This window comes from Lentzea terrae (assembly GCF_003265345.1).
GTDB classification, from domain to species: Bacteria; Actinomycetota; Actinomycetes; order Mycobacteriales; family Pseudonocardiaceae; genus Lentzea; species Lentzea terrae.
Window position 1 is genome coordinate 92,728 of the sequence record NZ_QFWW01000020.1, and the last position, 25,274, is coordinate 118,001.

Below are 25,274 nucleotides of genomic sequence, written 5' to 3' on the forward strand. Positions count from 1 at the left end.
CGGTTTTCGGACCGGTCCATGACATCGATGTCCTGATCGCAGATTCTTGTCTCGCTTGTCTGGTTGACGAGTCCAGCGCATGCCGCCGAAGCTTCCTGCCAACGTTGTCAGGAACATGATCGGAGCTCGCAATGGCGCAGGACTTCGGCAGCGGCGTGTCGCGGCGTCAGGCGCTCGCCCTGGGAGGCGGGCTGCTCGCCGGTTTCGGGTTGAGCACGCTGCTGCCCGGCGTCGCGTCGGCCGCACCGGAGCAGGCGGCAGCACAGGGAGAGGCCGTGGATCTGGCGTTGTTCCGTCCGGTGTCGGTCTCGTCCACGGACTACGCGGCGACCCCGGCGGAGTTCGCCGTGGACGGTCTGGCGCAGGTCGGCGTGCAGGGCTCCGGCTGGCGGGCCGGTCAGGGCGACGCCCAGTGGTTGATCGTCGACCTGCAGGGCCGGTGCGAGATCAGCTCGATCGTCCTGACCTTCGAGGCCAAGCCCGGCGACCCCGCGTTCGACGCGAACGCCTCGCGGGCCGACACCATCGGCACGGAGATCCTCTCCAGCTACGCCACCGTCTTCGACCTGGACACCTCCGACGACGGTCGGGTCTGGCACACCGTCCACAGCACCGAGTCCGGCGCCGGCGCGGTCGTCACCGTGCCGTTCCGGCCGGCGGTCAGGGCGCGCTGGGTGCGGTTCTCGGCGTCGCGCAGGTCGACGACCAACCCGCTGGGGCTCAACGGCTTTCAGGTCTACGGCACGACGAGGGACAACCGGCCGGCGGTCAAGGGGTGGACCAACTGGCCGGTCCAGAACCGCGAGAACCCCGCGCTGACGGTGGCTCCAGACGGATCGGTGCCGCTCGAGTCCGGCTGGGTGCTGACCATGCACGACTTCGCGCATGCCTTGGACGGCGCCGCGCTGTCCGGGCCGAACGTCGACACCCGCGGCTGGGTGCCCGCGACCGTGCCGGGGACGGTGCTCGCGTCGCTGGTCGAGCAGGGGCATCTGCCCGATCCGGTGCACGGCATGAACAACCTGAAGGTCCCGGAGGCTCTGTCACGGCACATGTGGTGGTACCGACGCACGTTCGCCCTGCCACGCGGACTGGACGTCAGCGCGGGACGGCACGTGTGGCTCGAGTTCGACGCCATCAACCACGAGGCGGAGATCTGGCTCAACGGAGCCAAGATCGGTGCGATGACCAACCCGTTCGGCCGAGCCGCGCTGGACATCACCACCACGCTCGAGCGTTCGGGTGACCAGCACCTGGCCGTGCGGATCACGCCGATGCCGTACCCCGGCAGCCCCGGTGACAAGGGGCCGCGCGGCGAGGCGTGGGTCGGCGCGAACACCACGATGTTCAAGAACTCGCCGACGTACCTGGCGGTGTCCGGCTGGGACTGGATGCCCGCCGTGCGCGACCGGGCGTCGGGCATCTGGAACCACGTCCGGCTGCGCTCCACCGGTGCCGTGGTGCTCGGCGACCCGCGCATCGACACCGTGCTGCCGGACCAGACCACCGCCGAGGTCACGTGCACCGTGCCGGTCCGCAACGTCGAGGCCACCGCGCAGAACGTCGCCGTGACCGCGGCGTTCGACGGCGTCACGGTCAGCAAGACGGTGACCGTGCCCGCGAACTCGGGGTCGGCGGTCGTGTTCGCGCCGTCGGAGTTCTCACAACTGCGGATCAAGAACCCGAAGCTGTGGTGGCCCAACGGTTACGGCGACCCGACACTGCACGACCTGACCCTCACGGTGGCCAAGGGCAGCGCGGTCAGCGACCGGAAGACCCTGAAGTTCGGCATCCGCCAGATCACCTACCAGTACGATCTGCCGATCACGATCGTCGACGGCGCCGCCGAGCAGACCCTCGACTTCCCCGCTCAACAGGCCCGTTACGTCCGGATGCAGGGCGGGAAACGCGCCACCAGCTGGGGATTCTCGCTCTACACCCTGTCCGTTGTGGACAGCAAGAACCCGGACGACCTGGCGCGCGGCAAGACCGCGACCGCGTCGTCGAGCGCTGACGGAACCTCACCCGGCGCCGTCACCGACGGCGACCCGAAGTCGCGGTGGTCCTCCAACTACGCGGACAACGAGTACGTGCAGGTCGACCTGGGCGCAGTCACCTCGTTCGACCGGGTGGTCCTGCGGTGGGAGACGGCGTACGCGGCGACGTTCCGGATCCAGGTCTCCCAGGACGGCCAGACCTGGACCGACGTCGTGGACCAGGACAACTCCCCCAAGCCGTTGGTCATCCTCGTCAACGGGGTGAAGATCTTCTGCCGCGGTGGCAGCTGGGGCTGGGACGAGCTGCTGCGCCGGATGCCCGCCTCCCGCGCCGACGCCGCGGTCGCGCTGCACCGCGACATGAACTTCACCATGATCCGCAACTGGGTCGGTTCCTCCTACCGCGAGGAGCTGTTCGAGGCCTGCGACAAGTACGGCATCCTGCTGTGGAACGAGTTCTGGCTGGGCTGGTCCTACGACCCGGCCAACCACGACACGTTCTTCGCACAGGCCGAGGACACCGTGCTGCGCTATCGCTCACACGCCTGCAACGTGGTGTGGTTCGGCTGCAACGAGGGCAGCCCGCCGTCCACTGTGGACAAGGTGCTGCGGGAGATCGTGCACACCAACACGGACCTGATGTACCAGCCCAACTCGGCGAGCGGCGTGATCACCGGCGACGGCACCTACCGATGGGTGGACCCGCGCACGTACGCCACCGGCGAGGCCACGGGCGGGAAGTTCGGGTTCTGGAGCGAGATCGGCCTGCCGACGGTGTCCGTCGTGGAGAGCATGCGCAACCTTGTAGGCCAGGGGAACCCGGGCTGGCCGATCGGTGACGCGTGGTACATGCACGACTGGTCGGAGAACAGCAACCAGCAGCCCAACGGTTACAAGGCCGCGATCGACGCCCGCCTCGCGCCGTCCAGCAGCCTGGCGGAGTTCTGCCGCAAGGCGCAGTTCGTGAACTACGAGAACATGCGCGCGATCTTCGAGGCCTGGAACTCCAGGCTGTGGCACGACGCCACCGGTGTGCTGCTGTGGATGTCGCACCCGGCCTGGCACAGCACGGTGTGGCAGACCTACGACTACGACCTGGAGGTCAACGGCAGCTACTACGGCTCGCGCAAGGGCTGCGAGCAACGGCACGTGCAGGCGAACCCGACCACCTGGCAGGTGACCGCCGTCAACCACACCGCGTCCGCGTTGGGTGACGTGACGGTCAAGGCGCAACTGCACGGCCTGGACGGCAAGCCGATCGGGCAGGCGCGGGAGCAGAAGCTCGACGTCGGCGCGTTGTCGGCGACCAATGTGTTCACCGTGCCGTTCGACGACGCGTTGCCCGCGTTCCACTTGTTGCGACTGACGCTGACCGCCGGTCAGGGCGAGGTCATCTCCGAGAACACCTACTGGCGGTACCGGACGGACACGTCGATGCGCGCGCTGAACCAGCTGGCGTACACGCAGCTGGCGACCACGTTGACCGCCACTCGGGACGGTTACACGGCCACGATCCGCAACACCGGCAAGACGGTGGCGGCGATGGTCCGGCTGTCGCTGCGGGAGCGCAACGGGACGGACCGCGTGCTGCCGACGCTGTACGGCGACAACTACTTCTGGTTGCTGCCAGGAGAAAGTCGTACGGTCACAATCAAACCGCAGCGCGCGGTGCGTCAGCCGCGGTTGCTCACGGAGGCGTACAACTCGGCGCCGAAGCTGACCTGAAAACGCGGTGGATCGACGGGCCCGCCCCGCTTACGGTGACGCCATGAGTGATCACTCCGAGGCGCCGGTGCGGCCCGTCGAGGCCTTCGAACCCCCGTATTACGCGGTGGTTTTCACGTCGGTGCGCACCCAGGAGCAGGACGGCTACCCCGAGACCGCCGCCCACATGGAAGAGCTGGTGCAGGACGTCCCCGGCTTCCTGGGCATGGACCACGCGCAGACGCCGGGCGGCCTGAGCATCACCGTCGGCTACTTCCGCGACGCCGAGGCGATCCGCGAGTGGCGGTCCAACACCGAGCACACCGCGGCGCGGAAACGCGGGCGCGTCGAGTGGTACCAGAGCTACTCGCTGCACGTCGCGAAGGTGGAACGGAGCAGCGGCTTCACGCGACCGGCAGACTGACCGCATGGCTGAGCTGCTGACCATCGACGACGTCCGGGCCGCGGCCGCGGTGCTCGCCGGGCGCGTCCTGCGCACCCCGACGCTGCCCTCCCCCGGTCTGTCGGCCCTGCTGGGCGTCCCGACCACGGTGAAGCTGGAGTTGTTGCAGCGCACCGGTTCCTTCAAGACCCGCGGGGCCTTCGCGAAGGTCCTCTCGCTGTCCGCCGCGGCTCGTGCGGCGGGCGTCGTCGGGGTCAGCGGCGGCAACCACGGCATCGCGCTGGCCGACGTGGCTCACGAGCTGGGCGTAGCCGCCACCGTCGTGATGCCCTCCACCGCACCCTCCCGGTCGGTGGAGCTCGCGCGCGCTTCCGGTGCGGACGTGCGGCTCACCGACGACCTGCCGTCGGCGTTCGCGCTGCTCAACGAGCTGGTAGCGGCAGGCGCCACCCTTGTGCACCCCTACGACGACCCGATCGTGGTCGCCGGCCAGGGCACCGTGGGCCTGGAGTTCGCCACGGACGCCCCGGACATGACCGACGTGCTGGTGAGCATCGGCGGAGGAGGGTTCATCGCGGGCGTCGCGACCGCGTTCCACGCGCTTGTGCCCGGCGTGCGCGTTTGGGGCGTGGAGGTCGAGGGCGCCGACGCGATGAGCCGTGCGCTGGCCGTGGGCGGACCCGTGGAGATCGCGCCCACGTCGATCGTCTCGACCCTCTCCGCGCCACACGTCTCGCAGCTGACCTACGACCACGCAGTCGCGCTGCTCGAAGACGTGCTGGTGATGTCCGACGCCGAGGCCGTGCAGGGCTCGCTCATCCTGGCCGAGACGCAGAAGGTGTGGGCAGAGCCCGCCGCCGGTTGCCTCGTTCCGGCTGCCCGCGCGGTGCTCGACCGGGTCGGACCGGACGCGCGGCTCGGCCTCGTGTTGTGCGGCGGGAATGCGGCGGTCGCCGACATCGTCCGCTGGGCGAACGTCTGAGGCTCACGCGTCACGTCCGGAGGCGCACGGCCCGACGCTTCCGCCAGGCACGCGCCCGAGATCAGGCGGCACGTCGGGCTGCCAGCCGGAGCACCGGCGTCGCCCAAGCCGTCACCACCCCGGCCAGCACCACCGTCACACCCGCGGCAAGCCCGGCACGTGGATCTCCTGCTTTCACGGCCACCACCCCACCGAGGAAGGCACCGAGCGGCTGGCCCGCGCCCCACGCCACCATCCTGGCCGTCGTGTTCACCCGCGACTGCAGCTCCTCCGGACACACCTGCTGCCGGTAGGTGATCCCGTTGATGACCACGACAGCCTGCGCGACACCCCAGTACACCATCGCCGCACACGCCAACAGCCAATGCCCGCTCATCAACACAAACACTCCGCCGAGCAACGACAACGGCAACGCCCGCAACGCCACCCGCGCCTGCCCCCACCGCTCGGTCAGCCGCGGCGACAACCGGGACGCGATGATCGCCCCCACACCCCAGCAGCTGAACAAGGCGGCGAGCCGGACGTCCCCGCGCGGCGCGACGTGCAACACGCGGTCGGCGAACGGCACCAGCACCGCCATCCACGCCCCGCTCCCGACCGAGTGCGTCGCCCCCACCAACGTGAGCGTGCGAATGACCGGCTCGTGCCACAGGAACCGCAACCCTTCCCGCACATCCCCGACCAGCTCACCCGCACCGCGCACCGGCCGCGGGTTGGCCATGCTGCCCGCGATGCCGCGCAACAACAACGCCGACCCCACCCCGGTCAACGCGTTCACCGCCAGCAGCGCCGCCGGAGCCACGACCGCCACGAGCAGCCCGGTCAGCCCGGGCACCACCAGTTCCACCACGGTCGTGCGCCCGTAGATCGTCGAATAGGCCGCCGTCAGCCGTTCCTTGCCCACCAACGCCGGCAGCGCCCCGAAGTTGGCCGCGTCGAAGAAAACGAACGCCGTCTGCGCCGCGAACGCAACGGCCACGACGTGCGCCGCGCTCAACCCACCCGCCAGCCACGCCAGCGGCACGCTCAGCAGCACCGCGGCCACCGCGAAGTCCAACGCGACCATCATCTTCCGGCGGTCGAGCCGATCCGCGAGCGCACCCGCCGGCAGCCCGAACACCAGGTACGGCAACGCCTCCGCCGCCGTGACCGCCGACGTCCACCCCGCCGACCCGGTCAACTGGTAGACGAGGACCGGCATCGCCACCGCCGCCACCACGGCACCGGTCACCGACAACACCCGCGCCATCAGGTAACGGCTGAAATCGCGCTCGGACGACTCGACGTTCCCGATCCCCACCACGCCGACAGCCTATGGGGCCGTTCAGGGCACCCCGCAGGTTCACGCACGAGGCGCCTGACGGCGAAGCGCGCCCGCCTGGTAGGCCTCCCGGCACCCGGCCCGCAGCAGCTTGCCGCTCCCACTGCGCGGCAGCGTGCCCGGCGCGAGCATCAGCACGTCGTCCACCCGCACTCCGTGTCCGGTGTGGACGGCGCGGCGGACCGCCATCTCGACCGCCTCGGGGTCGACGTCGCCGACCGCCTCCACCAGCACGACGACCTGTTCCCGCTGACCGTCCTCGATGCCGAGCACGCAGCACCCCAGCACCGCGCGGTGCGCGGTCTCCGCGGTCGTCTCCAGGTCGTGCGGGTGGTGGTTCGCGCCGGCCACGATGATCACCTCTTTGGCCCTGCCGGTGACGAAGAGCTCACCGTCCCAGCGGAAACCCGTGTCGCCGGTGCGCAGGAACGAGCCGCGCCTGCCGGGCAGCTCCGCGTGGAACACCTCGTCGGGACGGTTCCAGTAACCGGTGCCCACGCTCTGGCCCTGCACGAAGATCTCGCCCACCTCGCCTTCCGCGCACTCCTGCGCGGTGTCCTGGTCGGCCACCACGACCGTGATCGACGGCGACACGGGACCGCAGCTCACCAGCTGCCTGCCACCGGGAGGGTCCACCGGCCGGACGCGTCCCCTGGTCAGTTCCCCGGCGTCGCAGCGCAAGGTCACCGGTCCCTCACCCACCACCGCGCTGGTGACCATCACGGTCGCCTCGGCGAGGCCGTAGCCGGGTACGAGCGCGCCGCGGCGGAACCCGGCCGGTGCGAACACCTCGCAGAACCGGTCGAGCGTGTGCGCCCTGACCGGTTCGCCGCCGATGAGCGCCATCTCCCAGCCGCTCAGGTCGAGTCCGGCCAGCTGGACCTCGGCGACGCGCCGCACGCACAGGTCGAGCGCGAAGTTCGGCGCGCAGCTGTCGGCGCGGCCGACCTGCGAGATCAGCCGCAGCCAGCTGACCGGGCTGCGCACGAACACCCCGGCCGGGAACAGGAGCGCGGACCTGCCCGCGTACAACGGATCGATCACACCGCCGATCAGGCCCATGTTGTAGTGCGACGGCAGCCACGACACGCTCGTCGGCCTGGGCAGCCCTTCCTCGTCGGCCGGGCGGTAGAGGTTGTCGTGGATCAGCGCGAGGTTGTGCAGGACGTTCCCGTGGGTCAGCGTCACGCCCTTGGGCTCGCCGGTGGATCCCGAGGAGTACTGCAGATACGCCGGGGTGTTGATGCCGATCGACGGCGGCGTCCACCGGTCGGCCTCGGCCGGGTCGATCTCGTCGACGGCGATCCGCACGAGGCCGGCGAGCGCGGGGGACTCCTCGACCACCTCGAGACACTTCGCGAAGGTGAGACCGGTGGACAACAGCAGCGCCGGCCGGCAGCTCGCCAGGATCGACTCGACACGGCTCACCTTCACGCTCGAGCGGGTGCCGTCGAGCGGCGCGACCGGCACGGCGATCAGGCCGGCGTACAGGCAGCCGAAGAACGCGATGTGGAACTCGAGACCGGGCTCGAAGCACAGCAGCGCACGGGCGCCGGGCTGGGCGAGCGGGGTGAGGTGTGCCGCCAGCGCCCGAGCCCGGCGATCGAGATCGGCGAGCGTCAGCGCGTCCCACTCCGTTCGCCCGTCGGCGTAGAACGAGTACGCGCGCAGCTCCGGTTCGGCTGCCGCACGGGCCGTGCACAGCTCGACCAGCGTGGTGAACTTGCGCCTGCCGCCGGCGACTCCCTTGGGCAGGCGTACTCCGTCGCGGATGTGCATCACTCGTCTCCCTGCATCAGCGTCCGGCAGGCGGATCGGCGCAGCTTCCCGCTCGTGGTGAGCGGCAACGTGCCGGGCGAGAGCAGGACGACGCGACTCAGCCCGACTCCGTGCTCCGCCTGCACCGCGGTCCAGACGGCGTTCCTGATGTCGTCCCGCGACGTGGCGCGGTGCCGGTGCTCGACCTCGGCGAGCACCACCACGTCCTCGCCGTCCATCACCGCGCACGCCGCCCGCAGCGCGGGGTGACTGCCCACCGCGGTCGCCTCGACGTCGTACGGGTAGAGCTGGCGGCCGTCGACCTCGAGCAGGTCCGGGATCCGGCAGGTGACGAAGAGCTGGCCCTCGAACAGGAATCCCAGGTTCCCGGTGCGCAGGAACCTGCGGCCGGCGACCTGCGCGCCGAAAGTCCGTTCGGTGCCGGCGGGATCCGCCCAGTACCCGGCCCCGATGCTCGGCCCCGACACGAGGATCTCGCCGACCTCGTCGGCGCCGACCGGCTCACGGGTCTCCGGGTCCACGACGACCACTTCCAGCGACGGATCCGGTTCGCCGCACCCGACCAGGCTGCGCGCACCGGCGCCGCTCGTCGCACGCTGGACGCGCCCGCGTTCCAGCGCACCGGTGTCGAACGGCCGCACGACCGGTTGCCCCTCGAGCGGACCGCCGCTGATCAGCACGGTCGACTCCGCCATCCCGTAGCTGGGGAAGAACGCCTCCCGGCGGAACCCGCACGGGGCGAACCGCGCCGCGAACCTGTCGATCGTCGACGCGCGCAGCGGTTCGTCGCTGATGGCGGCGATGCGCCAGCGGCTCAGGTCGAGGGCGTCGCGCTGGTCGTCCGTGACGCGGCGCAGGCACAGCTCGTACCCGAGGCTGGGCGCGGCGGCGATCTCCGCGCCGTAGCGGGAGATCGCGCGCAGCCAGTTGGCCGGCACCCGCGCGAAGGACTGCGCGGACATCAGCACGGACAGCTGGCCGAGGAAGAGCGGTTGCAGCACACCTCCGACGAGCCCCATGTCGTGGAACACCGGCAGCCACGACACGGTCGGCGCGAGCCGCCCGTAGTCCTCGTCCGGCCGCGACCCGCCGCGGACGATGAGCGCGAGGTTGTGCAGCACACCCGCGTGCGTCAGCACGACTCCCTTGGGCCTGCCCGTCGTGCCGGACGTGTACTGCAGGTAGGCGATCTCGTTCGACACGTGCGCGGGTTCGAACTCGTCGCCGCCCTCGACGACGTCGTCCGTGGCGAGCGGGGTGATCGGCCGGGCGCCCAGTATCGCGTGCACGCCAGCGATAACGTCCTTTGTGGACAGAAGGACCGCCGGCCGGCAGTCGTCGGCGATGGCGATCAGCCTGCTGTGCCTCGCGTCGCCCGCTGCCCGGCGCACGGGAGGGGCCGGCACGGCGACGACACCGGCGTAAAGGCAACCGAGGAACGCCGCCACGAACTCGATTCCGGGGGGATGGCAGAGCAGGGCGCGTGATCCCGGCGTGGCCAGTGCGCGCAACCGCACGGCGATCGAGCGGGCCCGGCGATCGAGCTCCGCGTACGTGATCGCGGACGACTCCACCGCACCGCTCTCCAGGAACACGAACGCGCGTTCCTCACCTCTCAGCGCCACCTGCCTGCGGCACAGGTCCGCCAGGTTCGCCACGTCCGCCGCCACTTCAGCCGACACCGCGCATCAACTCCCGCCATCGCCGGATTTCCCTTGCGGTGCGGACGTTACGGAGCTCCGGCGGCGCTGTGATCGGCCGCGCGACGGAGTGCTGTCTCCGTCCCCCGGCCACTGCCGCCACGGCGGCCGCGGTGTTCTCCTCGATGCATGTCATACGAGAGCACCTTCCTCGACTTCTCCCTGATGCACCCGTCGCTGCCTCCGCTGCCGGGACGAGAGGAGGAGATCGTCGTCACCGGGCTCGGCATGTCGACTCCGCAGGGCGGCGATGTCCAGTCCACTTGGGACGGACTGCTCGCCGGCACCTCCGGTGTGCGCCTGCTCGACGCGCCGTGGGCCGCCGATCTGCCGGTGCGGCTCGGCGCGCCGGTGCACGAGGATCCCGGCCCGTCGCTGGACCGCGTGGCCCGCCGCCGGATGGACCGCTGCCAGCAGCTCGCCGTCGTCGCGGCGCGACAGGCGTGGGCGGACGCCGGTGCACCGTCCGTGGAGCCCGAACGCCTCGCGGTCGTGTTCGGCACCGGGCTGGGCGGCGGGGCCACGCTCGTCGAGCAGTACGAACGGTGCCAGTCGCTCGGTCCCGACCGCGTCTCACCGTTCACCGTCACGATGCTCATGCCGAACGGACCCGCGGCCGCCGTGAGCATGGACCTCGGCGCACGCGGCGGTGCGCACGCCCCGACCAGCGCCTGCGCGTCCGGGGCGGAGGCGATCGCACTAGGTTCCGCGCTGCTGCGCCGCGGCCTCGCGGACGTCGTCGTCGCCGGCGGCACCGAGGCGTGCCTGGGCAGGCTGTCGATCGCGGCGTTCGCGCGGATGGGAGCGTTGTCCCGGAGGCACTCCGACCCCGGCGCCGCCTCCAGGCCGTTCGACTCCGGCCGGGACGGTTTCGTGATGGCCGAGGGTGCGGGCGCGGTGGTGCTGGAACGCGGTTCGTTCGCGCGCGCCCGAGGGGCCCAGGTCGCGGCCCGGCTCGCGGGCATCGGCATGACCTCCGACGCGCACGACATGACCGCGCCGTCACCGGACGGCCAGATCCGCGCCATCCGGCACGCGCTGCGCTCGGCCGGCCTGAGCCCGTACGACGTCACCCACGTCAACGCGCACGCACCGGGCACCCAGGTCGGCGACCGCGTGGAAGCGGCCGCCGTGCTGGAGGCCCTGGGCCCGCACCCGCTGGTCACCGCGACGAAGTCGGTGACCGGCCACCTGATCGGCGGCGCGGGCGCGGTGGAGGCGATCTTCACCGTGCTGGCCGTGCGGCACGGCGTCGTCCCGCCGACGCGCAACCTCGACGACCAGGACTCCGACGTGAAGCTGGAGATCGTCGCGAACCAGCCCCGGCACGCGCGGATCGGGGCGGCGATCTCCAACTCGTTCGGGTTCGGCGGGCACAACGTGGTGCTCGCGTTCACCCGGTCCGGCTGAGAGGGCGCAGCTGAAGGCGTGCGGCGGCACGGCAGTGCGGCAGTGCGGCAGTGCGGCGGCGGGCAGCACGACGGGCAGTGCGGCAACACGGCAGGGCAGCACGGCCACACGGCCGCGAGCAGTGCGGCAGCGCGGCGAGGCGATGCGGCCCGCACCCCCGACACAGCGGCCCAACCGCTGCAGGAGCACGAGCCGCACCAAGCTCACCCGGTGCGGCTCAACAACCCCAACCGCTGCGCGAACAACGCCGCGTGCATCCGGTTGGGCTGCCCGAGCTTCGCCAGGATGTGCGACACGTGGGACTTCACCGTGGCACAGGTGAGGTAGAGCTCGCGCGCGATCTCCTCGTTGCTGCGCCCCCGCGCCATCCGCGCGAGCACCTGCCGTTCCCGATCGCTCAGCAGCCCCAGCCCCCGGTCCACCTCCTCGGGCGGGGGCAGGATCTCGAACCGGTCGAGCAGCCGCCCCGTCACCTCGGCGCAGAGGTACGCGTGCCCACGGGCCACGGCTCGCACGGCGGCGAGCAGTTCCTCGTGGCTCGCGCGCTTCAACAGGAACCCGCGGGCGCCGTCGGTCAGCACTTGGTGCAACCGCGCGTCGCTGCCCTCGCCGGCCAGCGCGATCACGCCACCGGCGAACGCCCGCAACCGGGCGAGGTCCGTGACGTCCGCGGTGATCACCACCCGTGGCCGCCGCAGTTGTGCGAGCCGCAGCCCTTCCTCGGCGCCGGACGCCTCCCCCACCACGGCGAGATCGGCCGCCTCCTCCAGCGCGTGCCGGAACCCCCTGCGGACCAGGACCTCGTCGTCGATGAGCAGGACGGTGGACATCAGTGCCCCATCCCGAGCCCGCCGTCGACCGGGATCACGGCACCCGTCACGTACCGGGCTTCGTCACTGGCGAGCCACACCACCGTGGCGGCCACCTCCTCGGGCTCGGCGAAGCGGCGCAACGGGATCGCGTCGCGGTACTGCTTGCCGTACTGCTCCGGCAGTGCGGCGGTCATGTCGGTGTTGACGTAGCCCGGCGCGACCACGTTCGCCGTGACGCCGCGGCTGCCCAGCTCGCGGGCGAGCGACCGGGCCAGGCCGATCAGGCCCGCCTTGCTGGCGGCGTAGTTCGTCAGACCTGCGCTGCCGTACAGGCCCACCACCGACGACATGAAGATCATCCGGCCGTGCCGCGCGCGCACCATCGGGGTGGCCGCACGGCGGGCGCAGCGCCAGGCGCCGGTGAGGTTCGTGTCCACCACCGAGGCGAACCTGTCCTCGGTCATGCGGGTGATGAGCGTGCTGTCGGTGATGCCGGCGTTGGCAACCAGCACGTCCACCGTTCCCAGCTCCGCCTCCACGGCGGTGAACGCCGCGTCGACCTGTTCGCGGTCTCGCACGTCGCACTTCACGCCGAACACCCCGTTCGGGCATTCGCGGCCGCGATGCGTCACCGCGACGAGCGCGCCCTCGTCGAGGAACGCCTCCGCGACCGCCCGGCCGATGCCCCGGTTGCCGCCTGTCACCAGAACTGTGCGGGTCATGGTGCTCCTTTGGATCATCGGCGTCCGGGTGATGCCGCCAGTCGGCCACCCGGGCCGCCCCTATCGTGGGAACGGCTTCGGGCACCGGCGCCCTCAACCTGGTTCGACGTTAGGGAGAGAACACGGTGTCGCCTGATGGCCATCGCGGCCGACGTGTTGACCTTTCCGGCCAACCGGCCGGGTCCCGCCGCGGCACCGCCGGGGTGCGCGCGATGGTGGAGGTGGGCGCCCAGCTCGGGGTCGACGCGCGGAAGTGCTTGCAGGGCACCGGAATCTCCGCCGAGATGCTGAGCGGCGACGCGGTCGTGCGCGGGGACCAGGAGCTGGCCGTGGCGAAGAACCTCGTCACGGCGACCGGCCACTCGCCCGGTGTCGGCCTCGCGGTCGGCGAACGGCTTTCGTTGCGCGCCTACGGGGTCTGGGGCTTCGCGCTGCTGACCTGCCCGACGGTGCGGGCCGCCGTCGAGTTCGGCCTGCGCTACCTGCCGCTCACCTACGCGGTCACCGGGCTGAGCCTGCTGGTGCGTGGCGAAGAGGCCCATCTCGTCGTGGACGACGGGCCGGAGGAGACCGGGTTGCGGCAGTTCCTCGCCGAGCGGGAGATCGCGGTCACGGCCGGAATCCTGCGCACCATCCTCGACGAGTCACCGCCGTCGATGCGCGTGGAGCTCCACTTCGCCCCCACCTCCGTCGACTACGCGCACGCCCTCGGCGCACCGGTGGCGTTCAACGCGCCGCACACCGCGATCGTCGTCGACGCCGCGGTGCTGGACCTCCCGCTGCCCCAGGCCGATCTGCTCACCTTGACGGCCTGCGAACGCGCGTGCCGCTCGCTGTTGCTCGAACGCTGCTCCCCGTGCGTCGCACAGAGCGTGCGGACGATCATCGCGGAAGGCGTGACCGAAGCGAGCTTCATCGCCGCGCGCCTGCACCTGTCGCCCCGCACGTTGCGCCGGCACCTCGCAGAGGAGGGGACCTCCCTGCGGCACCTCGTCGACGAAGCCCGGCGGTTCCAGGCGATCGAGCTGATGGCGCTGCACCAGCTGAGCGTCGAGCAGGTCGCGGCGCGGCTCGGCTACACGGACGCGGCCACGTTCATCCGCGCGTTCCGCAGGTGGACGGGCACCACGCCCGCCGCCTACGCGGGCCGTTGAGGGCAGAACGCCCGCATCTCCTGGCCGGAACCGCTGATCTCGAGGCAGGAGGACTCCGGCACCTCGCGCCACGCGCCGTGCAGGTCCCCCAACGGTTCCGACACGACCAGCCGGGTGTCGGCAGACAGGGAGTGCAGTCTCGGGTTGTCCGGGTACTGCTCCCGCAGCGTCGTGATGTCGGTGCTGTGGAACAGGCTCCGCGACCGGCCCTGACTGGAGTAGCGGAACGCCCAGGTGGTCCGGCCGTCGGTCGTCGCGACGGTCAGCTGGATCGGGTGCACGAGCCCGCGGTCCGCGCCGACCGCCTCGACACAGCCGACCGCGCGGGCAACGGCGGCCGGAGGATCCGCTTCCAGTCCGAAGGTCAGGGCGAGGTGGAAGAGGATCTCGGAGTCCGTCGACCCTTCGATCTCGGGGTAGAGCGACGGATCCACCGTCAGCGCAAGTTCCCTGCGCACCAAGGGGAAGTCCGTGATGAGGCCGTTGTGCATCCACAACCAGCGTCCGTGCCGGAACGGATGGCAGTTGGTTTGCTGCACCGCGGTGCCGGTGGACGCGCGGACGTGCGCGAACACCCGTCCCGACCTGACCTGGGCCGACAGCTCGCGCAGGTTCCGGTTGTGCCACGCCGGTTCGGTGCTGAGGAACACACCGGGGGTGTCCGCGGTCGCGTACCAGCCGACACCGAACCCGTCACCGTTGGTGGCCTCCACTCCCAGCCGGGCGTGCCTGCTCTGCGTGACGAGCGAGTTCTCCGGTTTGTAGAGCAGTTCCTCCAGCAGGACCGGGGAACCCGAGTACGCGAGCCATCGGCACATGCCGTCCTCCTGACGAGTTGGGTCCGGGAAGGCGTGCACCGCACCGGTGTCGGCAGCGTGACGGGCTCTCCGTCCACGCCGACCGGCAGCACCGGCGCGTCGGCGGTGATCACGACCTCCGGCGCGGTCAGTTCGAGCAACGCGGTGGAGCTCCGCCGGCCACACAGCAGACCCGCGGCCGCACCAGCACGATCGCCACCGCTGCCGTGAGCAGGGCGAACCGGGCAAGCCGACGTCGTTTCGCGTCCGCCATCTGTTCGTCCCTCCAGTGGGGTGCACCCACCAGAGTGGGGTGCAGCCGCCACGTGCGGCCTCCTCCGCGACGGATGAGCACGCCCTGAAGGTCATCCGTCGCGGGTGAAGTCGCCTCGGCCAGGCGTCGACACGATCGCTGCCGTGAACTCGTTGCGCATCAACGGCTTTCCGCTTCGCGGGCTCGCGTTCGCCGCACTGCTGGCGTGCGCACCGGCCTGCGCGCCGGCCGCGTCCACACCACCGCCGGCCGCGTCCACACCACCGCCGGCCGGCTCCGCCCCGGTCACCACGACCAGTTCGCCGCCGGCCTCGAGGCGCTACCACGTGCGGGTGATCGACCGCGTCCGCACCGACCGGGCCGACGCGCGCGGCCTGGAGCTGGTGGGCGAGGTCCTGGTGGAGAACACCGGCAGGACCGTTCGCGCCGTGGCACCCTCGACCGGTGAGGTGCGCGCCCAGCAGAGCGTGCCTGCGGACGGTGGAATCGCGCTCACCCCGGCCGGACTGTGGCACGTGAGCTCCAGTGCCACGATCCTGCGCGACCCGGTGACCTTGGTGGAACGACGCAGAGCGCCCGCGTCGCACGAGACCTGGGGCCTGTGTCATGACGGCATCCGCCTCGTGCAGTCCGACGGCACCACGCAGCTGCTGCTCCGCGATCGCGACACCGCCGGGCTCGTCGGCGAGGTCAGGGTCGCGACCCGTGAATGGGGCACCGCCCGCCTCGGCGAGCTGCACTGCGTGACCGTCAACGGCTACCCGCAGGTGTGGGCGGTCGTCACCGGAACCGACTGGATGATCCGGGTCGACCTCTCCACCGGCCTCGTGACGGCGGTCGCCGACCTGACCGCCGTCACGGTGGCCGAGCGACCGACCGGCGCCGACGAGGTGATCGGCGGAGTCGCCGCGGTGGCCGGTGGCGGGGACGAGCTCTGGCTCACCGGACGGCACTTCGACCACCGGTACCGGATCCGGCTGCAACCCGGACCGTGACCAACAGCCGCCGGACGTCGCAGCCGAGGTACGTCCGTTCGGCCCTAGTGAACAGGTCCTGTGCCACGCGCGCACAGGACCTTTCGCGTGTTGTCCTCGATCCCTGTCCGATCCGAGGAGGCACCATGTCCGGTCTGCTCGTCAAGCACTTCGACTCCCCCGAGGAGACCCGTCCCTTCGAACAGGGCATGGGTCAGCTCGACCTGGTCAACATCGACGCCGGCGCCGTCGGCCGTGCCGTCTTCCAGCCGGGCTGGCACTGGGCGGAGCACGTCAAGCCGCTGGCCCAGACCGACAGCTGCCAGGTCGCGCACAAGGGCTACTGCGTCTCGGGGCACATGAAGATCGTGATGAACGACGGCCAGGAGGAGGAGATCGGGCCCGGCGACTTCATGGTCGCCGAGCCCGGACACGACGCGTGGGTCGTCGGCGACGAGCCGTGCGTCATGATCGACTGGCAGGGCATGGACGACTACGCCAAGCGGCGTTAGGACCGCTGGTCCGGCGGCACGTACTCGAACGTCGGGCCGGCGGTGGTCCCGTCCCCGTTCGGCATCTTCAGCAACGCCTGCGCCTGGCCCTTCAGCTGGTACATGGTGCCGACGGTGGCGCCGAGCTGGGACGGGTTGCCGTTGAAGGCGTCCTCCAGCAGGTAGAGCAGCAGGCAGTAGGTGTTGTTGAACTGCTCCTGGGCGACGCGGATCTCGCTGCCGTCCGGGTGGTCGGTGGTGCGCGGGTTGGGCCGCATCGGCAGCACGCTTTCGAAGTCGACCGCGATCTGCTCGCCCGTCGGCCCGGACTGCGGGGTGTCGCCGGCGGCGTAGCGACGGCCGTGCTTCAGCTCCTGGAACCGGTAGAAGTGCGCCACCTCCTCGCGGTCGGGGTGGAAGACGTCGTGATCGCCGTCCCACACGTCGGTGCGCGCGGCGCCTTCGCCCTGCTCCACGATCTCGGCCAGCGCGGCGAGGGCGGACTTCAGGTCGTGCACGGGCACACCCCGCCACCGCCGTTGCGCAGGTGGAACTCGCCGACCTGACGTGCGGGGTCGCCGGTGAAGACCGCGTCCTCACCGAGCTCGTCGCACAGCGCGTGCAGGCCCGCCTCGATCGCGGCGTAGAACTGGCCGATCGTCTCGTACTCGTCCGCCTCGGGTGGTGCGTCCGCCGACGCCGGCTGCTCGATCCGCAGGAACAGCTCCAGGGCTTCCCGACCGAACGGCAGCAGCTGGACCTGCACGGACCTGTCGCCGTGCGGCAGCGGACGCGGATATGGCCGCAGCAGCTCGGGAGTGTCGAGCTTCGGCTCGCCACCCACGGCGTTGAGCAGGTTCGCCGCCAGCGCCAGGTGCAGCATCTCCTCGGCGAACACGCTGCCGACGACCTGTGCGGCCTCGGCGTTGCGGCCGGGATCCAGCGAGTACAGCGCGCACAGGTACGGCGGGATGGTCGCGTGCTCCAGCTCGATCGCCCATTGCAGGTGGCGGCGTAGATCCTCGAGCGTCTCGATCGCGTGAGCGCCGCGTGCATCCATTGTGGACCTCGTCTCGATGATGTCGGCAGTTCGGTGTCGACACACCAGACAAGACAGCGCCGCGACTTGTGACGAGCGGCCGTACCCTGCGCGTCCGTCCGCCGCATCTTCCGGCCCTCAGGTTTGCCTGATCACGTCAGCGGGCAATGGATCGCCCATGATGGCGTCGTACTGGGAAACCGCGCGGACCGGCTTCCTGGCGTTCGTGGGCATCGGCCTGCTGGTGCTCGTCCCCCTGGTGTTGCTGCACTACTTCCGGTTCCGGCGCGTCGAGCCGCGCCGGGCGTTCGTGCTGTACGGCCTGCTCGCCTACGGGCTCGTCGCGCTGGCGCTGATCTTCCTGCCGTTCCCCGCCGACCCGGCGCGGGTGTGCCAGGGCGAGCAGATGCTGTCCACGGTCCCGTTCCAGTGGTGGACCGACATGAACAACAACCTGGCGGCGAACGGGCGTTCCGGCGTGCTGGCGATGGTGCGGTCGCAGGCGTTCCTGCAGCAGCTGTTCAACGTCGCGTTGTTCGTCCCGCTGGGAGCGGTGCTGCGCAAGGCGTACGGCAAGGGGCCGCTCGCCGTCGTCGCCATCGGCCTGGGCATCTCGCTGGCCGTGGAAGTGGTGCAGTACACCGGCAACTTCGGCTACTACGCGTGCCCGTACCGGATCGCCGACGTCGACGACCTGATGTCGAACACCTTCGGCTCGCTGCTCGGGTGGATGGTGGCGCCCGCCGCGGTCGTGGTGCCGAGGGTGCCGGCGTCGGAGGACTCGACCGCGCCGGAGGGCACCGTCACCGTGCCGCGCAGGCTGCTCGGGCTGATCACCGAGCTGATGCTGGTCCTCCTGATCACCAAGTTCGTGCTGCCAGACCCGCGCTGGGCCTTCGTCGTACTGGTGGCGTTGCGGGTCGTGCTGCCGGCCGCGGCGAACGGGACGACCCTCGGCGGCTGGCTGCTGCACTACCGGATCGGCGACCAGGACGGCTCCCGCGCAAACCCGGCGCAGCTCGCGTTGCGCGAACTGCTCGGCGTCACGGGACTCGTGGCCTACGCGGTCGTCGTGTCGCCACTGCTCGACATCGGGCGGTTCGATCTGGTCGTCGTGGCCTGGTACGTCGTCGGTGCGTTCGTCGTCCCGGTGTTCCGGCGGGACCAGCGGGGCTGGCACGAGCACGCGGCTCGCACGCGCGACGTATTCACCGGGCGTGCGACCGGGTACCCCGACCGCCATGACGACCTATACGCACACGGCTGAGGCCGACATCCCGGCGGACACGCTGTTCGGGTTCCTGGCCGAGCCGCGGAACCTGCCCCGCTACTTCCCGCAGATGACCGCCGCCGAACCCGAGGGCGGCGAGTCGGTGCACGTCGAGGCCGAGGTGCACGGCCACCACGTCGACGGCGAGGCGTGGGTGCGACCGGACGCGGAACGGCGGCGGCTGGAGTGGGGCGCCGAAGGGCCGGACGACTACCACGGCGAGCTGCAGATCGACGAGCTGTCGCCGGGACGGTCGCGCATCACCGTGAGCCTGCACAGCGTCCGGGAAGCGCAGGGTGACGAGGTGCAGCGCGGGCTGGAGGAGACCGTCGCCGTGCTCACCCAGACGGCGGCCGCGGACGACCGCGCGTCCGGGTGAGGGGTCAGAGCAGGTCGGCGAGCAGCGCGGCGGCACGCGAAGCACCATCGCCCTCAACCGGCCGATAGCCGACCTCACGCCCGATCTCCTCGGCCATCGCCACCGCCAGGGCCTCGCGGTCCACGACGTCGTCGTAGGTCATGCACCGGCCCGCCCCGTAACGCGCGAGCCGGTGCCGGACGTGGAAGTTCTGCTCGAAGTGGTGGCGCAGCGGCACGAAGATGAACGGACGCCGGGCGGCCGTCAGCTCCATGCACGTGGTCAGGCCGCCCTGCACCACCGCGAGATCGCACGCGCCGAGATACCGGTGCAGGTCCGGCAGGTAGCCGCGAATCGACACGCCGCGATGTTCGGGAAGCGACGACGGATCGATGCGCGGCCCGGTGACGACGAGGAACCTCAAGCCCGGCACCAGTTTCCGCGCGGCCGGCACCGCGTCGAGCACCCGCCGCAGCAACGACTCCCCCACACCCGAGCCGCCGACCGTGACCACGCACAGCTTCTCGTCCGGCCGGACGCCGATCCGCCTGCGCAACACCGAGCACTCGCCTTCGTCCGGCGGGTCGAACCCTGTGACATAGCCGGAGAAGTCGAAGTTCTGCTCCGTCCACTCGCGAATCGACGGCAGACCGTCGCCGAACGGCAGCGAGACGACGTCGGACAGGTTGCCGACGAACACCGACCGGTCGCGCACCCGGCGCAGGCGGGCGCGTTGCTCGATCATCTCCAGGTTGTAGTCCGCGGTCAGCCGCTGCTCGCGCGCACCGCCGTCGGGCATCGGGAGCCAGCCGACGAAGTCGGTCAGCCACGCGAACGCCGACCGCTTCAGCGCTGGGTTCTCGTGCAGGAAGTAGTCGACGTCCCACGCCTCGTCGCCGATGACCAGGTCGTACCCCTCGACGACCTCGTCGAACACCATGAAGTTGTGCACCAGCACCGCGTCCAGCCGGCGGAACGTCTCGAACACGTGCAGGTCGTGCTCCCCCGCGTCGTCCTCGACGTGCGACGACTCGGTGGCGAGCCACGCGGACGCCGGGTGGATCCGCTCCCCCGCCGGCCCGAGCACCTCGGTGACCGGGTGCTGCGCGAGCCAGTCGATCTGCAGGTCCGGCCGCAGCTTGCGCAGCTCGGAGGCGATGGCCAGGTCGCGCCGGGCGTGGCCGAGGCCGATCGGCGAGCTCAGGTACAACGCGCGCGGCGGCTTGGAGAGAGCCCTGGACGAGCGCACCCGCCGCACGACCGGGTGCACCCGGTCGACGAACTCCTTGATCAGCAGGTTGACCCGCACCGGGTCCCTGGCGGGCACGCCGTGTCCGGAGCCCTCGACCAGCACGAGCGAACCGCCGGTCAGCTCGGCGAGGCGTTCCCCGATGGCGTGCGGGCGGATCCGGTCGTCGGTGCCGTGGATCACCAGCACCGGGCACCGCACCGCGCGACAACTGTCCTCAATGGACTCCGAAGCGAGCCGGCCGGCCGTCGTGTCGACCAGCGTGGCAGGCTCGACCTGGTGCGCCCACCGCACGGCGTCCTCGATCTGCTTGGTGGAGTGCGGTTCGGGGAACATGCGCGCGAAGAACCACTCGACGAAGTCGTCGTACCCGCCGTTCAGCCAGTGGTGCCGGTTGTACTTGCTCCCGCCGGAAGCCTCCCAGGCCTGCTTCTCCTCGGCAGCAGCGCCGATCAGCGATCCACTGGCGGGTGCGATGGCCACGATGCCGGTGACCCGGTCCGGGTGGCGCGCGGCGGCGAGCACCGACCAGGCGTCCCCGCGCGACAACGCCACCAGCACCGCGTTCTCGGTCCCGGTGGCGTCCATGACCGCGATCGCGTCCGCCGCGCACTCACTGTCCACATAGGAGGCAGCACCTGTCGGGCGGTCCGACGAACCGGAACCGCGGCCGTCGAAGGTGACCACCCGGAAGTGCCGCGCGAGGTACGACACCTGCGCCTTCCAGAACAACGACGGCACGATCGACCACGTCGGCATCAGCAGAACCGTCGGCCTGCCAACACTTTCATAGACCTTGAACGCGAGCCGCACCCCGGCCCGCTCGGCGAACCCGGTCTGGTCCGGCTCGCGGACCGGGCGCGGCTCGACCGTCACGGCCGGGCTTCCAGGACCTGGTTGAACGGCGTCTGCGCCACCCCGGCGAACCGGGTGAACCCGCCGGCCACCGCCACATCGCGGATGCGCGCGGGCCCGGCCTGCGTGCCCAGCGCGAGACCGACGTCCTGGGACAGCGAAGCCGGCGTGCACAGCAAAGTCGAGAAGCCGTAGTAGGTGCGGCCGACCGGGTTGAGGTTGTCCTCGACGCGGTCGCCGGCCATCGGCTCGACGATCATCCACGTGCCGTCGGCCGCCACCGCGTCCCGCACGTGCCGCGCTGCCCCGACCGGGTCGCCCATGTCGTGCAGGCAGTCGAACATCGTCACGAGGTCGTAGTCCGTGCCGCTGAAGTCCTGAGCGGACGCCACTTCGAACGTCACGCGGTCGCCGACGCCGGCGGCCGCCGCCCGTTCACGGGCGATCCGGATCGACTCCGGGTGGTAGTCGGAACCGGTGAAGGTCGAGTTCGGGAACGCCCGCGCCATCAGGATCGTCGACGCCCCGTGCCCGCAGCCGACGTCGGCGACCTTCGCACCGGCGCGCAGCTTGGCGGTGACACCGTCCAGCGCGGGCAGCCAACTCTCGATCAGGTTCGCCTCGTAGCTGGGCCGGAAGAACCGCTCGCAGCCGACGTGCACGTCGGTGTGGTGCTCGTGCCAGCCGACGCCGGACCCGCTGCGGGCCGCGTCCAGCACGCGCCCGGCGTCGTGCACGGTGCCCAGCGCGATCTGGAACATCCCCGGCAGGAACGCGGGGCTGTCCTCGACGGTCAGCGCCACCGCGTGCTCGATCGGCAGGCTGTACTGGCCGGTGGCGGGGTCGTAGGTCACGTAACCCCCGGCGGCCTGGGCGTTGAGCCACTCCCGGACGTACGGCTCGGCGGTGCCGCTGCGGTCGGCCAGTTCGGCGGGGCTGATGGGCTCGCCGGACGCCATGACGCGGTAGTAGCCGAGCTTGTCGCCCATGACGACCAGTGCGGCGTTCAGCGTGGCGCCCATCTCGTCGACGGCCCGGAACACGAACTGCATGAGCTTGTCGGTGTCGACCTCGGGTCTTGTCGTGGTCATCTGCTCTCTTCCCTCCTGTGTGAGGGTCGGAACGTATGAGCGCCAACGGGACTGTCGCATCAGGTGCCCCACCTAGTGCTGCCGCGCGACCTGCACTCCCGTGTGCTGATGGGGCGTGTCAAGTGCCCCACCTGGTCACCGAGGCCCACCTAGACTCCCCGTTGTGCTGATGGGACGCGAGTCCGAGCGTCGACAGATCGAGCGGCTCGTCGCGAGTGCGCGGATCGGGCACGGTGGCGTCCTCGCCATCACCGGCGAGCCGGGCGTCGGCAAGACCGCGTTGCTGCACCACGCGGCCGAGTGCGCCACGGGCATGAACGTGCTGTGGGCGGCCGGGAGCGAACCCGAGCGGGAGATTCCGTTCGGCGCACTGCACCAGGTGCTGCGTCCCGCGCTCGACCGGCTCGACGAGATCCCGGCACCGCAGGCCCAGGCGTTGTCGGTCGCACTCGCGCTGCGTCCCGGACAGGCGGGCGACCGGTTCGCGGTCGGTGCCGCCACGCTGAGCCTGCTGTGCCGGTACGCGGAGGACCGGCCGCTCGCGGTGCTGCTCGACGACCTGCAGCTGTTCGACCGGCCGTCGGCGGACGCGCTGGCGTTCGCGGCCCGCAGGCTGGTGGCCGACCCGATCGTGCTGCTGGCGACCTCGCGCACGTCGCATCCCGGCCTGCCCGCGCTGCCGTTGTCCGGGCTCGACCTCGCGGCCGCGGGTGAGCTGGTGTCGAGCCGGTCCGACGGGTCCGTGTCGCCCGAGCTGATCGCACGGCTGCACGTGGCGACCGCGGGCAACCCGCTCGCGCTGATCGAGCTCGCGGCGGGCGCGCACCGGCTGGAGCACGTTTCGCCCGAGGCGCCGCTTCCGGTGTCGAAGGCGCTGGCCGACGCGTTCGCCGAGCAGGCGCGGTCGCTCGGCGAGGCAGGGCGAGCGGCGCTGACCGTAGCCGCGGTGGCGGGCAACGACCTGCGCGTGGTCGCCGCCGCGGGCCAACGGCTCGGCATCCCCGTCGACGCGCTGGCCGAGGCCGAAAGCGCCGCGCTGGTCCGGATCACCGACAGCCGGGTCGAGTTCCGTCATCCGCTGATCCGCGCGGCCGTCTACGGCGCCGCAGCACCCGAACTGCGCCGGTCGATCCACCGCGCCGTCGCCGAAGCGTTCGGTCCGCACGACCCCGACCGGCAGGCCTGGCACCTGGCCGAGGCAACGCTGGGGCCGGACGCGCGCGTCGCCTCGCTTCTCGTGCAAGCAGCAATGCGAGCGCACGAACGAAGTGCGCACGAGGTCGCCGCGGCTGCATACGAACGGGCCGCGCGGCTCAGCCCGGACGTCGACCGGCACGCCTCGCTGTGCGTGGCGGCAGCGGAGTCGGCGTGGCTGGCCGGCACGACACCGCGGGCCATCGCGTTGCTCGACGAGGCAGGCGGCCTGGCCGAGCCGAAAGCCCTCGAACTGCGCGGCGCGATCGCGGCCCGCACCGGTTCCTTGACCGAGGCCCGTGACCTCAGCCGGACCGCCGCTCGACGAACGGGTGATGCCGACGAGGGCGTGCTGCTCCTGGCCGACGCGGTGAACGCCTGCTTCTACCTCGGCGACACCACGACCGGGGTCGCGTTGGCGCACGAGATCGAGGACCTGCTCGGGCGGGCGACGACGACGCGGGCACGCGGACTCGGCCAGATGGCGGCGGGGGTCGCGCGGATCCTCGCCAACCGCGGTGGCGCCGACCAGATCCGGGCCGCCGTCGAGCTGCTCGGCTCCTCCGGGCTGCTGCACGCCGACCGGCGCAGGCTGTCGTGGCTGATGATCGGCCCGTTGTTCCTGCGCGACGCGTCCTCGGGCGCGGAGCTGCGGCGCATCGTCGGCGAAGCACGGGCAGAAGCGGCCGTGGGCACGTTGCCGTCGTTGCTGTTCCACGTCGCGCGTGACGAGGCCACCACCAACCAGTGGGTCCGCGCCGAAGCGACCTACGACGAGGCGACCCGGCTGGCACGGGAGACCGGCCAGGAAACGGACCTCGCGATGTGCCTGGCCGGGCTGGCGTGGTTGCTGGCGCGCACGGGCGACGAGGTGCGGTGCCGCGCGCTCGTCGCGGAGGCGCTGCCGATCTGCCGCGCCAGGGACATCCACATCGGCCGGGTCTGGTCGCTGTTCGCGTTGGGAGAGCTGGAACTCGGACTCGGCAACGCGGACCAGGCGTTGGCACACCTGGAAGAGCTTGCTGCCTTGCTGGACTCGTTGCAGCTCACCGATCCGGACCTGTCCCCCGCGCCGGAGCTCACCGACGCGATGGTGCGGCTGGGCAGACGCGACGAAGCCTGGCTGGTCGCCCGGCGCTTCCAGGCTGCGGCCGCCGCGAAGGGCCAGCCGTGGGCGCTGGGACGCGCCGAGCGGACGATCGGCATGCTGAGCGCCGACGCCGATGCGCACTTCGAGGCAGCTTTGCAGTTCCACGAACGAACCCTGGACGACTACGAGACCGCGCGCACCCGGCTCGCCTACGGTGCCCGGCTGCGCCGCGCCCGGCGGCGAGTCGACGCCAGGCCGCACCTGCACGCCGCGTTGGAGACGTTCGAACGCCTGGGCGCCCTGCGGTGGGCCGACCTCGCCGCGATCGAGCTCGGCGCCACCGGCGAGACGATCCAGCGCCGCGCCCCGAGTGACGCGCAAGCCCTTACGCCGCAAGAGTTGCAGGTGTCCCTCCTGCTGGCGGAGGGCAAGACCACCCGCGAGGTCGCCGCGGCCCTGTTCCTGAGCCCGAAGACCATCGAGTACCACCTGCGCAAGGTCTACACGAAGCTCGGCATCCGATCACGCGCCGAACTGGCCACCCGCCTGCCCTGAGGTGAACGGCCGTAAGATGCGCTGACGACGTCGAGCAGCAGGCGCCGTGGACA

At 71.2% G+C, this 25,274-nt stretch carries 20 protein-coding genes; 10 read left to right on the forward strand and 10 right to left on the reverse strand.

The features are described from left to right. The first annotated feature begins 131 nt into the window (after positions 1-131). From DI276_RS22590 to DI276_RS22600, 3 genes are read left to right on the forward strand one after another with little or no spacing between them, the layout of a single operon-like run. Entirely contained in the window at positions 132-3,722 is a 3,591-nt protein-coding gene (locus tag DI276_RS22590) for a discoidin domain-containing protein (RefSeq protein WP_112266474.1), read from the forward strand. A gap of 43 nt (positions 3,723-3,765) precedes the next feature. Next, positions 3,766-4,125: an antibiotic biosynthesis monooxygenase family protein gene (locus DI276_RS22595; protein WP_112266476.1), complete on the forward strand. Its 360-nt coding sequence runs from the start codon at positions 3,766-3,768 to the stop codon at positions 4,123-4,125. 4 nt (positions 4,126-4,129) lie between these two features. Continuing rightward, positions 4,130-5,086 (forward strand): threonine ammonia-lyase, encoded by a 957-nt coding sequence (locus tag DI276_RS22600; RefSeq protein ID WP_232836846.1) that lies wholly within the window; start codon positions 4,130-4,132, stop codon positions 5,084-5,086. A 61-nt stretch (positions 5,087-5,147) separates the two neighbouring features. Here DI276_RS22600 and DI276_RS22605 read toward each other — a convergent pair whose 3' ends face one another. The 3 genes from DI276_RS22605 to DI276_RS22615 are packed head-to-tail and all read right to left on the reverse strand — an operon-like array spanning position 5,148 to position 9,868. Beyond that, the gene (locus DI276_RS22605; RefSeq protein WP_112266477.1) at positions 5,148-6,389 is read right to left on the reverse strand and encodes an MFS transporter; all 1,242 of its coding nucleotides are present in this window, start codon (positions 6,387-6,389) and stop codon (positions 5,148-5,150) included. A 39-nt stretch (positions 6,390-6,428) separates the two neighbouring features. Further along, positions 6,429-8,186 (reverse strand): fatty acyl-AMP ligase, encoded by a 1,758-nt coding sequence (locus tag DI276_RS22610; protein WP_112266478.1) that lies wholly within the window; start codon positions 8,184-8,186, stop codon positions 6,429-6,431. Beyond that, positions 8,186-9,868, reverse strand: a complete 1,683-nt coding sequence (locus DI276_RS22615) for a fatty acyl-AMP ligase (protein WP_112266479.1) — start codon at positions 9,866-9,868, stop codon at positions 8,186-8,188. Before DI276_RS22615 ends, DI276_RS22610 begins: the two co-directional genes overlap by 1 nt. 183 nt (positions 9,869-10,051) lie before the next feature. Between DI276_RS22615 and DI276_RS22620 the strand changes: the two genes are divergently transcribed. Further along, a complete protein-coding gene (locus DI276_RS22620; RefSeq protein WP_112267599.1) occupies positions 10,052-11,296 on the forward strand; it encodes a beta-ketoacyl-[acyl-carrier-protein] synthase family protein in 1,245 nt (414 codons plus the stop codon). Between the two features lie 203 nt (positions 11,297-11,499). Here the strand turns inward: DI276_RS22620 and DI276_RS22625 are convergent, their stop codons facing one another. Then, the gene (locus DI276_RS22625; protein ID WP_112266480.1) at positions 11,500-12,126 is read right to left on the reverse strand and encodes a LuxR C-terminal-related transcriptional regulator; all 627 of its coding nucleotides are present in this window, start codon (positions 12,124-12,126) and stop codon (positions 11,500-11,502) included. Continuing rightward, positions 12,126-12,830, reverse strand: coding sequence for a 3-oxoacyl-ACP reductase FabG (gene fabG, locus DI276_RS22630; protein ID WP_112266481.1), 705 nt, complete (start codon positions 12,828-12,830; stop codon positions 12,126-12,128). The genes DI276_RS22625 and fabG overlap by 1 nt, the downstream gene beginning before the upstream one ends. A gap of 212 nt (positions 12,831-13,042) precedes the next feature. On the opposite strand from fabG, the gene DI276_RS22635 reads away from it, so the two are divergent. Then, positions 13,043-13,984, forward strand: coding sequence for an AraC family transcriptional regulator (locus DI276_RS22635; protein ID WP_112266482.1), 942 nt, complete (start codon positions 13,043-13,045; stop codon positions 13,982-13,984). On the opposite strand, the gene DI276_RS22640 is transcribed toward DI276_RS22635, so the two are convergent. Continuing rightward, positions 13,969-14,802, reverse strand: a complete 834-nt coding sequence (locus DI276_RS22640; protein ID WP_112266483.1) for a class II glutamine amidotransferase — start codon at positions 14,800-14,802, stop codon at positions 13,969-13,971. The two genes, DI276_RS22635 and DI276_RS22640, sit on opposite strands and share 16 nt — an antisense overlap. Positions 14,803-15,198: 396 nt before the next feature. On the opposite strand from DI276_RS22640, the gene DI276_RS22645 reads away from it, so the two are divergent. Together DI276_RS22645 and DI276_RS22650 are read left to right on the forward strand one after the other, a co-directional pair. Continuing rightward, positions 15,199-16,050, forward strand: a complete 852-nt coding sequence (locus DI276_RS22645; protein ID WP_157984874.1) for a glutaminyl-peptide cyclotransferase — start codon at positions 15,199-15,201, stop codon at positions 16,048-16,050. Between the two features lie 125 nt (positions 16,051-16,175). After that, the gene (locus DI276_RS22650; protein WP_112266485.1) at positions 16,176-16,541 is read left to right on the forward strand and encodes a cupin domain-containing protein; all 366 of its coding nucleotides are present in this window, start codon (positions 16,176-16,178) and stop codon (positions 16,539-16,541) included. Here the strand turns inward: DI276_RS22650 and DI276_RS53035 are convergent. Continuing rightward, positions 16,538-17,038: a ferritin-like domain-containing protein gene (locus DI276_RS53035; protein ID WP_198680824.1), complete on the reverse strand. Its 501-nt coding sequence runs from the start codon at positions 17,036-17,038 to the stop codon at positions 16,538-16,540. The two genes, DI276_RS22650 and DI276_RS53035, sit on opposite strands and share 4 nt — an antisense overlap. After that, positions 17,026-17,580 carry a ferritin-like domain-containing protein gene (locus DI276_RS53040; protein ID WP_198680825.1) on the reverse strand — a complete coding sequence of 185 codons (555 nt, stop codon included), beginning with the start codon at positions 17,578-17,580 and terminating at the stop codon, positions 17,026-17,028. The genes DI276_RS53035 and DI276_RS53040 overlap by 13 nt, the downstream gene beginning before the upstream one ends. A gap of 157 nt (positions 17,581-17,737) precedes the next feature. On the opposite strand from DI276_RS53040, the gene DI276_RS22660 reads away from it, so the two are divergent. Together DI276_RS22660 and DI276_RS22665 are read left to right on the forward strand one after the other, a co-directional pair. Beyond that, on the forward strand, positions 17,738-18,826 hold the full coding sequence (locus DI276_RS22660; protein WP_198680826.1) for a VanZ family protein: 1,089 nt from the start codon (positions 17,738-17,740) through the stop codon (positions 18,824-18,826). Beyond that, complete coding sequence (locus DI276_RS22665; protein ID WP_112266487.1) at positions 18,801-19,208, forward strand: SRPBCC family protein; 408 nt, start codon at positions 18,801-18,803, stop codon at positions 19,206-19,208. The genes DI276_RS22660 and DI276_RS22665 overlap by 26 nt, the downstream gene beginning before the upstream one ends. A 4-nt stretch (positions 19,209-19,212) precedes the next feature. Here the strand turns inward: DI276_RS22665 and DI276_RS22670 are convergent, their stop codons facing one another. Both DI276_RS22670 and DI276_RS22675 read right to left on the reverse strand, forming a co-directional pair. After that, positions 19,213-21,312, reverse strand: coding sequence for an alpha/beta hydrolase (locus DI276_RS22670; protein WP_198680827.1), 2,100 nt, complete (start codon positions 21,310-21,312; stop codon positions 19,213-19,215). Further along, on the reverse strand, positions 21,309-22,382 hold the full coding sequence (locus DI276_RS22675; RefSeq protein ID WP_112266488.1) for a class I SAM-dependent methyltransferase: 1,074 nt from the start codon (positions 22,380-22,382) through the stop codon (positions 21,309-21,311). The genes DI276_RS22670 and DI276_RS22675 overlap by 4 nt, the downstream gene beginning before the upstream one ends. 169 nt (positions 22,383-22,551) lie before the next feature. Here DI276_RS22675 and DI276_RS22680 point away from each other — a divergent pair, with 169 nt between their 5' ends. Beyond that, a complete protein-coding gene (locus DI276_RS22680) occupies positions 22,552-25,221 on the forward strand; it encodes an ATP-binding protein (RefSeq protein ID WP_232836896.1) in 2,670 nt (889 codons plus the stop codon). Positions 25,222-25,274 lie beyond the last annotated feature (53 nt).

Coding starts and splice junctions, on each gene's coding strand:
- DI276_RS22590 (WP_112266474.1), top strand. CDS start 132: ATGGCGCAGGACTTCGGCAGCGGCGTGTCGCGGCGTCAGGCGCTCGCC.
- DI276_RS22595 (WP_112266476.1), top strand. CDS start 3,766: ATGAGTGATCACTCCGAGGCGCCGGTGCGGCCCGTCGAGGCCTTCGAA.
- DI276_RS22600 (WP_232836846.1), top strand. CDS start 4,130: ATGGCTGAGCTGCTGACCATCGACGACGTCCGGGCCGCGGCCGCGGTG.
- DI276_RS22610 (WP_112266478.1), bottom strand. CDS start 8,186: ATGCACATCCGCGACGGAGTACGCCTGCCCAAGGGAGTCGCCGGCGGC.
- DI276_RS22620 (WP_112267599.1), top strand. CDS start 10,052: ATGCACCCGTCGCTGCCTCCGCTGCCGGGACGAGAGGAGGAGATCGTC.
- DI276_RS22625 (WP_112266480.1), bottom strand. CDS start 12,126: ATGTCCACCGTCCTGCTCATCGACGACGAGGTCCTGGTCCGCAGGGGG.
- fabG (WP_112266481.1), bottom strand. CDS start 12,830: ATGACCCGCACAGTTCTGGTGACAGGCGGCAACCGGGGCATCGGCCGG.
- DI276_RS22635 (WP_112266482.1), top strand. CDS start 13,043: ATGGTGGAGGTGGGCGCCCAGCTCGGGGTCGACGCGCGGAAGTGCTTG.
- DI276_RS22640 (WP_112266483.1), bottom strand. CDS start 14,802: ATGTGCCGATGGCTCGCGTACTCGGGTTCCCCGGTCCTGCTGGAGGAA.
- DI276_RS22650 (WP_112266485.1), top strand. CDS start 16,176: ATGTCCGGTCTGCTCGTCAAGCACTTCGACTCCCCCGAGGAGACCCGT.
- DI276_RS53040 (WP_198680825.1), bottom strand. CDS start 17,580: ATGGATGCACGCGGCGCTCACGCGATCGAGACGCTCGAGGATCTACGC.
- DI276_RS22660 (WP_198680826.1), top strand. CDS start 17,738: ATGATGGCGTCGTACTGGGAAACCGCGCGGACCGGCTTCCTGGCGTTC.
- DI276_RS22665 (WP_112266487.1), top strand. CDS start 18,801: ATGACGACCTATACGCACACGGCTGAGGCCGACATCCCGGCGGACACG.
- DI276_RS22675 (WP_112266488.1), bottom strand. CDS start 22,382: ATGACCACGACAAGACCCGAGGTCGACACCGACAAGCTCATGCAGTTC.
- DI276_RS22680 (WP_232836896.1), top strand. CDS start 22,552: ATGGGACGCGAGTCCGAGCGTCGACAGATCGAGCGGCTCGTCGCGAGT.